At 64.9% G+C, this 11,074-nt stretch carries 13 protein-coding genes; 11 read left to right on the top strand and 2 right to left on the bottom strand.

All coding sequences use genetic code 11. The annotated features are described in order from the left end of the window. Window positions 1-118 precede the first annotated feature (118 nt). The 5 genes from VGK27_02590 (at window position 119) to VGK27_02570 (ending at window position 7,018) form a co-directional block, all read left to right on the top strand. On the top strand, window positions 119-1,534 hold the full coding sequence (locus VGK27_02590; GenBank protein HEY3488993.1) for a TolC family protein: 1,416 nt from the start codon (window positions 119-121) through the stop codon (window positions 1,532-1,534). Further along, entirely contained in the window at window positions 1,531-2,703 is a 1,173-nt protein-coding gene (locus VGK27_02585; protein ID HEY3488992.1) for an efflux RND transporter periplasmic adaptor subunit, read from the top strand. Before VGK27_02590 ends, VGK27_02585 begins: the two co-directional genes overlap by 4 nt. Continuing rightward, window positions 2,700-5,897 carry an efflux RND transporter permease subunit gene (locus VGK27_02580; protein ID HEY3488991.1) on the top strand — a complete coding sequence of 1,066 codons (3,198 nt, stop codon included), beginning with the start codon at window positions 2,700-2,702 and terminating at the stop codon, window positions 5,895-5,897. The genes VGK27_02585 and VGK27_02580 overlap by 4 nt, the downstream gene beginning before the upstream one ends. A gap of 29 nt (window positions 5,898-5,926) precedes the next feature. After that, entirely contained in the window at window positions 5,927-6,346 is a 420-nt protein-coding gene (locus VGK27_02575; GenBank protein ID HEY3488990.1) for a DUF393 domain-containing protein, read from the top strand. 156 nt (window positions 6,347-6,502) lie between these two features. Next, window positions 6,503-7,018, top strand: coding sequence for a VOC family protein (locus VGK27_02570; protein HEY3488989.1), 516 nt, complete (start codon window positions 6,503-6,505; stop codon window positions 7,016-7,018). Here the strand turns inward: VGK27_02570 and VGK27_02565 are convergent. Beyond that, complete coding sequence (locus tag VGK27_02565) at window positions 6,981-7,589, bottom strand: ORF6N domain-containing protein (GenBank protein HEY3488988.1); 609 nt, start codon at window positions 7,587-7,589, stop codon at window positions 6,981-6,983. The two genes, VGK27_02570 and VGK27_02565, sit on opposite strands and share 38 nt — an antisense overlap. A gap of 107 nt (window positions 7,590-7,696) precedes the next feature. Here VGK27_02565 and VGK27_02560 point away from each other — a divergent pair, with 107 nt between their 5' ends. The 5 genes from VGK27_02560 (at window position 7,697) to VGK27_02540 (ending at window position 9,220) form a co-directional block, all read left to right on the top strand. Next, window positions 7,697-7,873, top strand: coding sequence for a hypothetical protein (locus tag VGK27_02560; GenBank protein ID HEY3488987.1), 177 nt, complete (start codon window positions 7,697-7,699; stop codon window positions 7,871-7,873). A 203-nt stretch (window positions 7,874-8,076) separates the two neighbouring features. Beyond that, window positions 8,077-8,328: a type II toxin-antitoxin system prevent-host-death family antitoxin gene (locus tag VGK27_02555; GenBank protein HEY3488986.1), complete on the top strand. Its 252-nt coding sequence runs from the start codon at window positions 8,077-8,079 to the stop codon at window positions 8,326-8,328. Beyond that, entirely contained in the window at window positions 8,321-8,752 is a 432-nt protein-coding gene (locus VGK27_02550) for a putative toxin-antitoxin system toxin component, PIN family (protein ID HEY3488985.1), read from the top strand. The genes VGK27_02555 and VGK27_02550 overlap by 8 nt, the downstream gene beginning before the upstream one ends. Before the next feature lie 18 nt (window positions 8,753-8,770). Further along, entirely contained in the window at window positions 8,771-8,905 is a 135-nt protein-coding gene (locus VGK27_02545; GenBank protein ID HEY3488984.1) for a hypothetical protein, read from the top strand. A 6-nt stretch (window positions 8,906-8,911) separates the two neighbouring features. Next, entirely contained in the window at window positions 8,912-9,220 is a 309-nt protein-coding gene (locus VGK27_02540) for a glutaredoxin domain-containing protein (protein HEY3488983.1), read from the top strand. A gap of 3 nt (window positions 9,221-9,223) precedes the next feature. Here the strand turns inward: VGK27_02540 and ilvA are convergent, their stop codons facing one another. Continuing rightward, complete coding sequence (gene ilvA, locus VGK27_02535; GenBank protein HEY3488982.1) at window positions 9,224-10,432, bottom strand: threonine ammonia-lyase; 1,209 nt, start codon at window positions 10,430-10,432, stop codon at window positions 9,224-9,226. Window positions 10,433-10,638: 206 nt separating this feature from the next. Between ilvA and VGK27_02530 the strand changes: the two genes are divergently transcribed. Continuing rightward, window positions 10,639-11,073, top strand: coding sequence for a hypothetical protein (locus VGK27_02530; protein ID HEY3488981.1), 435 nt, complete (start codon window positions 10,639-10,641; stop codon window positions 11,071-11,073). Window position 11,074: the final 1 nt, after the last annotated feature.

Below are 11,074 nucleotides of genomic sequence, written 5' to 3'. Positions count from 1 at the left end.
AAGAATCCAAACGACCCGCCCTCAGGCGGTTGTGGCATTTTCCTTGCGTTGCATCTCTGCCGTATCGCAGTTGTTGCAACCCGGGCAACACCCGGGCAAGCCAAGGGAGACCAAGAAGATGGCCCGACCGAACCGCATCCGTTGTTTTGGCGTCGTTGCCGTCCTCGCGGCCGCGGCCCTTCTTTCCGCCACACCTGCGTTCGCTTCCGACAACACGACGTCCGAGCCGGTCGATTTTTCCGAGGCGGTCCGCCGGGCGTTCCTGCACAACGCGGCGGTGTCCGTTGCCGGATTCGATCTCGAAGCGGCGAAGCGCGACGTCGAGATCGCGCGCAGCTTCAACCTCCCCGGTCTTTCCTTCGAAGAGAAATTCGTCCGCAGCTCGGCGCCCGCCGAGGTGTTCGGCCTCAAGATGAACCGCCAGCGGCTGACGGCCGGCGACTTCGCCGACCCCGTCGCGCGTTTCAACGATCCGGCCCCCTTGAGCGATTTCACGACTTCCCTCTCGCTCCGGCAGCCGCTCTTCGCCCCCAAGGCGTTTCTCGGATACCGCATGGCGCAGCGCGAGGCGGGCGCGCGCGGGATGGATGCCGCCCGGACGCGCGAGGAAACGGTGCGGCGTGTCGTCCTGGCCTGGCTCGGGGTCCAGACTGCCCGGGAATATGCGTCGGTCGCCGACGCGTCGCTTGCCGCAGCACGGGAGCACCATGCGCTCGCGGGCAAGATCGAGAAGGCAGGCGTCGGGCTCGCGTCCGACGTGCTTCGGGCGCGTGTGGCGATGGCCGAGGCCGAGAGCGTCTCGGTCACGTCAATGAATCGGCTCGCGCTGGCCCGCCAGGCGCTCGCGCTGTCGATGGGCGAACGCGGCGGGACGTCGATCGACGCCCAGGGCGTGATGCCGCCGATGCCGCCGGCCGGCTCGGTCGAGACGCGGATCGCCGCGGCTCGGGATGCGCGTGCGGACCTGTCCGCCATCGCCGAGCGCGTGAAGAACGCCTCGGCGAACATCGATCTCCAGCGCGCCGAGTCGCTGCCCACGGTGGGATTCCAGGCAGGGTACCAGCTCGACGGGGGAAGCCCGTTCAATCCCGATAACCGATCGTGGAATGTGGGCGTCGGCCTCAACTGGAACCTGTTCGACGGTCTGCGCAAGGAATCGTCCACCGCTCGCGCGCGCCTCGAGAGCCGCAAGGCGCAGGAGCAGCTCCGGGGGGCGGGCGACCAGGCGGCATACGAAGTCTCGGCGGCATTCCTGTCGGTATCCGACGCCGAGTCCCGGGTGGCGATCGCTCGCGAGGCGGTAACGGCGGCCGAGGAGGGGGTTCGGCTGATCCGGTCCCGCTACGAGAACCAGCTGGGGAAGATGATCGACCTGCTCGACGCGCAGTCCGCGCTCGACGGCGCGCGGGCCGGGCAGGTGCGGGCGGGCAACGACCTGCGGCAGGCGCAGGCCGATCTCGAGTACGCGACCGGGACGCTGCTGCCGTGGGCGACGCAGGGCATTCGGCCCGAAGGGCAGGGGGAGAGGAAATGATGATGCGGTTCCGGTGGGCCGGCAGGGGGGCGCTTCTCGCGGCGGTGTTGTCGCTGATCGTCGCGTGCGGCGGGAAAGACAAGACGGGCGGGACGCCCGCGGCGCGTCCTCCGGTCGAGGGCGTCGAGATGATCGTCGTCGCGGCCGAGTCGCGCGACACGTTCGTCGACCTCGTCGGCACGGTCCGCGCGAAGACCGTCGCGGTGGTCGCGCCGCAGGCGATGGGGCGCATCCTGTCGATGCCGGTGTCCGAGGGGATGCGGCTGGGCAAGGGCGCGACGATCGCCACGCTCGATGACGCGCCGCTCCGGGCGCAGCTCGCCTCCGCGCAGGGGGCGGTGGTCGAGGCGAAGGCGGCGAAGGAAGAGGTCGAGCGGGCGATCGCGCAGGCCGAGGCCGGGCGCGCGCTGGCCGAGACGACGTATGCCCGTTATTCGAAGCTGCACGACGATCGCGTGATCACGCCGCAGGAGTTCGACGAGGTCGGCACGCGTCGCACGCTGGCGGTCAAGGAGCACGAGCGATCGATCGAGAAGCGCGCCCAGGTCGCCGCGAAGATCGTCCAGGCGCAGGGGCAGGTGCGTTCGGTCGAGGCGCAGCTGGCGTGGTCGCGGGTCGTGGCGCCGTTCGCGGGGATCGTGGTCGAGAAGAAGGCCGAGGTCGGGAGTATGGCGATGCCGGGCGTGCCGCTCGTGGTGATCGAGGATCCGCGAAGCTACCGCATCGAGGCGGCGGTGCCCGAGACGCAGCTGGCGTCGGTGCACCCCGGGACCCGCGTCTCCGTGACGCTCGATTCCGCGCCGGGGAAAACATATCCCGCCACGGTTTCCGAGATCGTCCCGTCGGTCGATCCCGGCAGCCGCACCTTTACCGTCAAGGCGGCATTGAATGCACCCGACCTGCGCTCCGGCCTGTTCGGGCGGGTCCGGGTGCCGATGGGCAAGGCGTCGGTGCTCTCCGTCCCGCGCTCGGCGGTCGTCTCGCGCGGCGGCTTCGACGCGCTGTTCGTCGTGACGCCGGACAACGTCGCCCGCCTTTCGATGGTCAAGGCCGGGGCGACGGACGGCGGCCGGGTCGAGATCCTTTCGGGCGTCGACGCCGGCGCCCGAGTGGCCGTCTCGAAGGTCGACCGGCTTTCCGACGGCGTGCCGGTGCGGGTGTCGCGTTGAGTTCCCATCCGCGCGGCATCGCCGGCCGGATTGCGGCCGTCTTCATCGATTCCCGGCTTACGCCGCTGATCATCGTCGCCTCGATCCTGCTGGGGCTCGGCGCAGTCGTGCTGCTTCCGCGCGAGGAAGAGCCGCAGATCGTCGTCCCGATGATCGACGTCTTCGTCTCGATGCCGGGCGCCTCGGCGAAGGAAGTCGAGGAACGGGTCACCCGCCCGATGGAAAAGCTGATCCGGGAGATTCCGGGCGTCGAGTACATCTACTCGACCACGTCACCGGGGATGTCGCTGGCGATCGTCCGCTTCCAGGTGGGGCAGGACGAGGAGAAAAGCATCGTCCGCCTCAACGACAAGATGCACGCCAATTTCGACATTATCCCCCCGGGCGCCACGCCGCCGCTGGTCAAGCCGCGTTCGATCGATGACGTTCCCATCCTCGCGCTGACGCTGTCCGGGGCGTCGTCCGACCCGTTCACGCTGAGGAAGGTGGCGGACGCCCTCCACGACCAGATTACGACCGTGCCCGACGTCTCCGAGGTCAAGATCATCGGCGGGCAGCGGCGGCAGCTTCGCGTCCTCCTCGATCCGGCCCGGATGGCGTCGCGCGGCGTCGCCCCGTCGCCGCTCGTGCAGGCGCTCTCCGCCGCCAACCGGCAGCTTCGCAGCGGCAGCGCGTCCACGTCCAACCGCGAGTTCCTAGTCGAGACCGGCGGATTCCTGGCCAACGCCGAGGAGGCGGGGCGCGTGGTGGTCGGAGTATCCGGTGGCAGGCCCGTCTATCTGCGCGAAGTCGCCGATCTCGTCGACGGCCCCGAGGAACCGGCCGACTATGTCTTCTTCGGAAACGGATCTGCCGGGAAGTCGGGCGGCCCTTCGCTCGTCCCAGCCGTGACGCTCTCGGTCGCCAAGCGCAAGGGCACGAACGCGATCGTCATCGCCGACAAGGTGCTCGAGAAGGTCGCGGGCGTGCGCGGACAGCTGATCCCGGGGGGCGTGCAGATGACCGTCACCCGCAACTACGGCGAGACGGCCGCCGAGAAATCCAACGAGCTGCTGCTCCACATGCTGATCGCCGTCGTGTCGGTCTCGATCCTCATCGGACTTACGTTGGGGCGTCGCGAGTCGGGCGTCGTCGCCACGGCCATCCCCGTGACGCTGGCGCTGACGCTGGCCATCTTCTACCTGTTCGGCTACACGCTCAACCGGGTGACGCTCTTCGCCCTCATCTTCTCGATCGGCATCCTGGTCGACGACGCGATCGTCGTCGTCGAGAACATCGTGCGCCACTTCCGGATGCCGGAGAATTCCGGACGCCCGCTGACCCAGGTCGCGGTCGAGGCGGTCGACGAGGTCGGCAACCCGACGATTCTCGCCACCTTCACCGTCATCGCGGCGATCCTGCCGATGGCATTCGTCCGGGGGCTGATGGGCCCGTACATGCGTCCGATCCCGGTGGGCGCGAGCGCGGCGATCCTTTTTTCGCTCATGGTCGCCTTTATCGTCACGCCGTGGGCGGCGGTGCGCCTGCTCAAGAGCGAGGCGCACGGGCACGAGCACGACCGGGAGGGAGCCACCACGCGGTTCTACCGGAAAGTGATGGACCGGCTGCTGCACCGGCCGCTCTACCGGTACGGCTTCCTGCTGATGGTCGTTTTGCTGCTGCTCGGGTCGGCCTCGCTCGTCTATTTCAAGTTCGTCCAGGTCAAGATGCTGCCGTTCGACAACAAGAGCGAGTTCCAGGTCGTCATCGACATGCCCACGGATTCGACGCTCGAAAAGACGGCCGCGGTCACGCGCGAGATCGGCGACACGCTGTCGGGCGTGCCCGAGGTTCGCAATTTCCAGGCGTACGTCGGCACCGCGTCGCCCTACAACTTCAACGGGCTGGTGCGCCACTATTTCCTGCGGCAGGGGCCGACCGTCTCGGACATCCAGGTCAACCTCGTGGGGAAAGACGATCGCAAGGCGCAGAGCCACGACATCGCCAAGCGGGTGCGCCCGTCCGTGCAGGCGGTGGCCGCGAAGTACGGCGCGCGCGTCAAGGTGTCCGAAGTGCCTCCCGGGCCGCCGGTGCTCCAGACGCTGGTGGCCGAGGTCTACGGGCCCGATTACCAGGGGCAGATCGAGACGGCGCGCAGGATCAAGAAGATCCTCTCCGAAACGAACGGCGTCGTGGACGTCGACTGGTACGTCGAGGATGACCAGCCGTCGTTCCGCTTCGTCGTCGACCAGGAGAAGGCGGCGCTCTCGGGCGTGACCGCCGAGCAGATCGCCGGGACGCTGCGGCTGGCGACCGCCGGCGTCGAGGCGGGCCTCCTGCATTCGCAGACTGCAAAGGAGGACGTGCCGATCATGGTCCGCCTTCCGATTGCCGACCGGTCGCGGATCGAGGGCTTGAAGCAGCTGCGGGTGATGGGCCGGCAGGGGAACCTCGTGCCGCTGTCCGAGGTGACGCGCCTCGAGGAGGAGGTCGCGGACAAGAGCATCTACCACAAGAACCTGATGCCGGTGGTCTACGTCACGGCCGACGTGGCGGGCGCGGTCGAGAGCCCGGTCTACGCGATCCTCAAGATCAACGAGGCGCTCGACAACCTGGTGCTGCCCGGCGGGTACAAGATGGAGCGGCACGTCCTGGCGCAGCCGGAATCCGACGAGAAGATCTCGATGAAGTGGGACGGCGAGTGGCACATCACTTACGAGGTGTTCCGCGACATGGGGCTCGCCTTCGCCGCGGTGATGATCCTGATCTACATCCTCGTGGTCGGCTGGTTCCAGTCGTTCGTCATCCCGGTGACGATCATGGCCGCGATCCCCTTTTCGCTGGTCGGCATCCTGCCTGCCCACGGTTTGATGGGCGCGTTCTTCACGGCCACCTCGATGATCGGCTTCATCGCGGGCGCGGGCATCGTGGTGCGCAACTCGATCATCCTGGTCGACTTCATCGAGCTGAGACTCAAGCAGGGGATGCCGCTCGACAAGGCGGTGATCGACGCGGGGGCGGTCCGTTTCCGGCCGATGCTGCTGACGGCGGCCGCGGTCATCGTCGGCGCCTCGGTGATGCTCGCCGACCCGATCTTCCAGGGGCTGGCGATTTCGCTGATGGCGGGCGAGGTGGCGTCGCTGCTGCTGTCGCGGATGACCGTGCCGATCCTGTTCTTCATCACCGAGAGGGCGAAACACCGGGGCGGTTCATAGCGTCGTAAGAGGCGGGAGGGGAGGGTCCGGTGGCTGCTTCCCGTGCCGCGCCCCCAGGGCGCGCCGTCCTGATCTACGATGCGGGTTGCCCGGTCTGCCGGAAGGCGATCGCGGCGGTTGAGGCGTCGTGCGCCCCCGGCGCCTTCGAGTACCTGCCGTGCGGTTCGGAAGAGGCGTCGCGCCGCTACCCGAGGGTCGCGCGAACCGACTGTTTCCGGGTCGTCCACCTCGTCCTGCCCGACGGGCGAATCCTGGCCGGCGGCGCCGCCGCGCCGGAGTTGCTCGACCGCCTTCCCCGCTACCGGTGGGCCGCACCGCTGCTTCGCCTCCCGATCGTTTGCTCCCTTGTCTCCCTCGCCTACAACGCATTTGCCCCCAACCGGCGGCTGATCGGCCATATCCTGTTCCCGTCCGCGCTTGAAGACCGTTCCCCGGGAAGTTCCCGATGAACGAAGCCGTCGCTCCGACGTTCTCGCCGCGCAAGGCGATCGCCGTGGATTTACTCCGTCCGCGGCAACGCCCACCCTCCGTTTCTCATCCAATTCCACGAGATCAACGAACAACAGCAGTCCTGCGCGCGGACGCGCAGCGTGGAGGGAAGGGCCATGAAAACAGCGAGCGTTCTGCGGGAGGCGGTCCTTGCGGTACCGGAGGGCTACCACACCGTGACGACGTGCCTTGTGATCAAGGGTGCCGGCAAGGCGATCGAGTTCTACAAGAAGGCGCTCGGGGCGAAGCTCCTGTCGAGGATGGACACGCCGGACGGCAAGGCCGTCGCGCACGCCATCCTCCAGATCGGCGACTCGAGGATCTTCCTCTCCGACGAGTTCCCCGGGATGGGAGCCCGCTCGCCGGAGTCGCTGGGGGGCGCCACCAGTTCGATCTACCTTTACGTCGAGGATGTCGACAAGGCGTTCCGCAAGGCGATCGGCGCGGGCGGGAAGCTGATCCACCCGGTGAACGACGCCTTCTGGGGCGACCGGACGGGAACGTTCGCGGATCCGTTCGGCTATCAATGGGATCTGGCGACGCACGTCGAGGAAGTGTCCCCGGCCGAGATGACGAAGCGGGGCGAGGCCTTCTTCAAGGAGATGGCGACGAAGGGCGGCAGCAGCGGCTGACGATTCGACGATCCGGTCGGCATTTCCGAAGTCGCGTGACACACCGGGCTGTTGACCGACGCGGCGATATTGAAAACCCGATCTTGCGGGAAGGCGGGTCGGGCGAAGTCATGAGTGCGCGGATGGCGTCGAAGACAATCTTGAACCGGGCATCGTATTTTCGCTCGAGGTCTTCGAGTTTTCGCGCGAGTGAACGATTGGTGGCCAACGTTTGACGGACCGCGACGAATGCTCTCATGATGGCGATATTGACCTGGACGGCGCGGTCGGTCCTGAGGACGCTCGACAGCATCGCGACACCTTGCTCGGTGAAAACGTAAGGCAATGTTCTCCGTCCTCCACGCCCGGGCTTTGACATCGCAATTTGCGATGTCAAAGCCGCGTGTTCATCAATGGTCAACTGCAACATGAAGTCGTCCGGAAACCGGTCCGGATTCCGTTTGACTGCTTCATTTAGTCGGAATGTCGGGACACCGTACAGTTCGGCGAGATCGGCATCGACCATGACGCGATGTCCGCGAATGACCACGATTTTTCGCATGATGAGAACCAGGTCGTTTCCCGTTTCCATTTTCTGCCCTTCTCCGTGTATTCGATTTCGACAGAGGGAGGACAAGATTCGGGCCATTCTCCGATGCGGTTCACCTGTCGATCCGCCATGTCGAAGGCAAGGTGCTCATGGGCGGCGACGTGCCGACCCCCCGGCCGATGGGGGAAGACGAAGGTTACATCAATCTGACCGTGACGCCGTTCGTGGTCGATGTGGCCGGCGAGTATGAGTTGGTCGCTTCGAACGACGGGAAAGACGTCGTCATCCTCCGATTCGACATTCAGGTAAATCCGCTCTCGAACTGATGGAATGCTATTTATCGTGCGCAATATGCGATGGAAGACGACAGCCCCTATCACGGGGAAGAGTACGCCGAAGTTTTCCTGCGGGACATGAAGAAAATATTGGAAGACATCGGCCGATAATTGCGAACACGGCAACCCGGTTGATGATGTTCCTCTTATGTGGGATCATTGTCATGTAAAGTGGGCTCAATGGGGGGAACACGATGAGCAAAGCGGCCGGGATTCGGTTCATGGGAGTCAGGGAGTTCAAGGAGCAGTTGACGGGTGTGCTGGCGAGCGAGGAGGAAGTCGTCGTCACGCGGCATGGCAAACCGATCGCGCGCGTCGTTCCGGTTCCGGAAGGGTCGCCCGAAGATCTCCTGCTCGGCATCGGCATGATTCTGGGCGAATCCGGCATCACGAAGGACGAGGCGCTCAAGGTTCTGAAGCGGGCCGGCAAGACGATCTATGGCTGAATCCCGTCTCCGGATTGTTCTCGACGCGAATGTTTACGTTTCGGCCGCGTACGGGGGTATACCGCTGGATGCTGTTCGGAAGGCGTTTGCGATCGGTACCGTCTATTTGTCCGTGGATACGGCCCGCAAAATCGAAAAGACGGTCGAAAAGCTTGTCGGCCGGTTCGGCCACGAACGCGCCGGAAAGCTCGCCGGCTTGTGGAAAGCGCTGTTCGGACACTGTCGGATGGTCGAGGTTCCGGAAAAGCTGTCGTTGTGCCGCGACCCGAAGGACGACGCGTATCTTTCCCTTTGCGGAGCCGTTGGCGCCGATATCCTTATGACCGGCGATAAAGACCTACTCGAAATCGACCCGCGAACGTTTCCCGGATCGCTGCGGCAGCTCCGGATCTATACCCCCCGGCAGTTCATGGAATCGGAATAGCACCAAGGAGCGACAAAGATGACCCCGGCCGGGATCGTCCAGAAGCTCTGGAACTACTGCAACGTCCTGCGCGATGACGGGATGAGCTACGGCGATTACGTCGAACGGACGAAGGCGCCGTTCAACCAGCTGATCGCCGAGGATGTGGAGTAGGGAGCCATGAGAAAAGCGATGTTCTGCCTGTCGGTGCTGTTAGTGATCCTGGTCGCGGCCGAACGATACGGGGCCGCAAAGTCCACCCCGAAAGTGGAGATCTACGGGACCTCCTGGTGCCCGAACTGCCGGAAGGCCGAGGCGTATTTCAGGAAGAAGAGGATCCCCTTCAAGCTCTACGATATCGAGAAGGACAAAGCCGCCTTCGAGCGGGTGAAGGAGTACACCGCGCATTTCGGCGTGCCGATCGTGATCATCAACGGGGAGGTGATCGAGGGGTACTCGCCGGACTCCTTCGACGACTACGTGAAGTGAGCGCTACGACACCGCCGGATACCCCTGCTGAGCCAACCGGGCGATCAGCTCGTCCCCGTGGGCGCGGTCGCGCGTCTCGAGCAGCAAGACCACCATCGAAAACCCGGGCGGGCAGTCGGCGGGCAACCGGTCGTGCTCGATGCTGACGACGCTCGAGCGTTCGCGGGCGACCGCCGCGAGCAGGCCGGCGAGCGACCCCGGGCGGTCCTGCACAAGGAAGCGCAGCCGGAGCAGGCGGCCCGAGCGGAACAGCCCCCGCTCGACGACCTGCGCGAGGAAGTTGACGTCGATGTTGCCGCCCGAGTGGATCAGCACCACGGGAAATTTCTTCGGCGGCCGGCGATACATCAGCGCGGCGAGCGCGGCGGCGCCCGCCCCCTCGAGCGTGGTCTTCATGTCTTCGAGGGCGAACAGCATGGCGGCGGCGATCTCCTCGTCGTCGACGACCGCGACGTCGTCCGCGTAACGCTGCAGCGCCTCGAAGGTGCGTTCGGAGGGCGACTTCACCGCGATCCCGTCGGCGATCGTGAACGCGCCCGGGCCTGGCATCGGGTGGCCGGCCGAAAGCGAATCGGGCAGCGACGCGGCGCCCTTCGCCTGCACCGCGACCATCTCGACCGACGGGTGCGCTTCCTTGATCGCCGCGGCGATGCCCGCGAACAGCCCTCCGCCGCCGACCGGCACGTAGATCGATCCCGGCGCGCCGATCCGCTCGAGGATCTCCAGCCCGATCGTGCCCTGCCCCGCGATGACCGCCGGGTCGTCGTACGGGTGGACGACCGTCAGTCCGGCCTCCTCCGACCGGGCCAGCGCGTATTCCATGGCTTCGTCGAACGAGTTGCCGTGAAGGATGATCCGGACGTTCTCGCCCCCTTCGCGCTGCGCGGCCGCCGACTTGGCGATCGGGGCGAAGAGCGGCATCACGAGGGTGGCCGGGATCCCCGCGGCGCGCGCCGCCCGGGCGACGCCGCGGGCGTGGTTTCCCGCGCTGAAGGCGACGACGCCCTTCACCTTCGACTTGTCCATCGACAAGAGCTTGTTGGCCGCTCCGCGGATCTTGAACGAGCCGGTGTTCTGCAGGTTCTCGAGCTTCGAAAGCACCTGGCCGCCGAATTGTTCGGACAGCGCGGTCTCCTCGACCAGCGGCGTGGCGTACGCCAACTTGTAGACCCGTTCCCTTGCCGCGTCGACGTCATTCCGATCGAAATCCATGGGGGGCCCTCCGCTCCGGTTATTTCAGCACGAGCCGGGGAAGCGCGCCAGCAAATCGGCTGTCCGTCGCGTGACATGGCCCGCATTCTTCGGTAATTTGACCAGAGGGATCGTCAGGAATGGGTTGGTGGGGGATCAGATGCCGGACCAGATTTTCACGGCAACGACATTTTAAATAAGGGACACTTATGAGAACAAAGCGAATCGTGGACCGGAACTACGCGATACACTCGGACAGACCCAAATTGCAAGAGACCAACTATATAGAAATCGGGACGGGAAGATATTCGGACAAGGATTGGGGTAAAAGTTCAATATTCATAAACGAGGATTCATTCGTCGTCATCGAAGGAATCGTCAAGAAACATTTCAAGAAATATATCCGCAGCGAAATCAATCATATTTCAAGGACCAAGGGCAGGACCATTGTGGATAATTTGCGAGAGGCAGCGGAAAATGTCCTCGGGTGCACAGGCAACGATATTTTGAAAGTCATTGATTTTCATTTTGACCGATCGCCAAAAACCATCAATGAATTCATCAAGGCAAAGGGCAGTATTTCCAAAATGCTGATGGGCTTGGCGGATTATATGGAAAACGCCTATGAAAATAATGACTGGATTTGCATGGTGGTCGTTTGAC

This window comes from Candidatus Deferrimicrobiaceae bacterium (assembly GCA_036504035.1).
GTDB lineage: Bacteria > Desulfobacterota > Deferrimicrobia > Deferrimicrobiales > Deferrimicrobiaceae > JANXPS01.
This window is presented reverse-complemented; position numbering and strand designations above follow the sequence as displayed.

Coding starts and splice junctions, on each gene's coding strand:
- VGK27_02550 (HEY3488985.1), top strand. CDS start 8,321: ATGGCTGAATCCCGTCTCCGGATTGTTCTCGACGCGAATGTTTACGTT.
- VGK27_02545 (HEY3488984.1), top strand. CDS start 8,771: ATGACCCCGGCCGGGATCGTCCAGAAGCTCTGGAACTACTGCAACGTC.
- VGK27_02590 (HEY3488993.1), top strand. CDS start 119: ATGGCCCGACCGAACCGCATCCGTTGTTTTGGCGTCGTTGCCGTCCTC.
- ilvA (HEY3488982.1), bottom strand. CDS start 10,432: ATGGATTTCGATCGGAATGACGTCGACGCGGCAAGGGAACGGGTCTAC.
- VGK27_02560 (HEY3488987.1), top strand. CDS start 7,697: ATGGGCGGCGACGTGCCGACCCCCCGGCCGATGGGGGAAGACGAAGGT.
- VGK27_02540 (HEY3488983.1), top strand. CDS start 8,912: ATGAGAAAAGCGATGTTCTGCCTGTCGGTGCTGTTAGTGATCCTGGTC.
- VGK27_02565 (HEY3488988.1), bottom strand. CDS start 7,589: ATGGAAACGGGAAACGACCTGGTTCTCATCATGCGAAAAATCGTGGTC.
- VGK27_02585 (HEY3488992.1), top strand. CDS start 1,531: ATGATGATGCGGTTCCGGTGGGCCGGCAGGGGGGCGCTTCTCGCGGCG.
- VGK27_02570 (HEY3488989.1), top strand. CDS start 6,503: ATGAAAACAGCGAGCGTTCTGCGGGAGGCGGTCCTTGCGGTACCGGAG.
- VGK27_02555 (HEY3488986.1), top strand. CDS start 8,077: ATGAGCAAAGCGGCCGGGATTCGGTTCATGGGAGTCAGGGAGTTCAAG.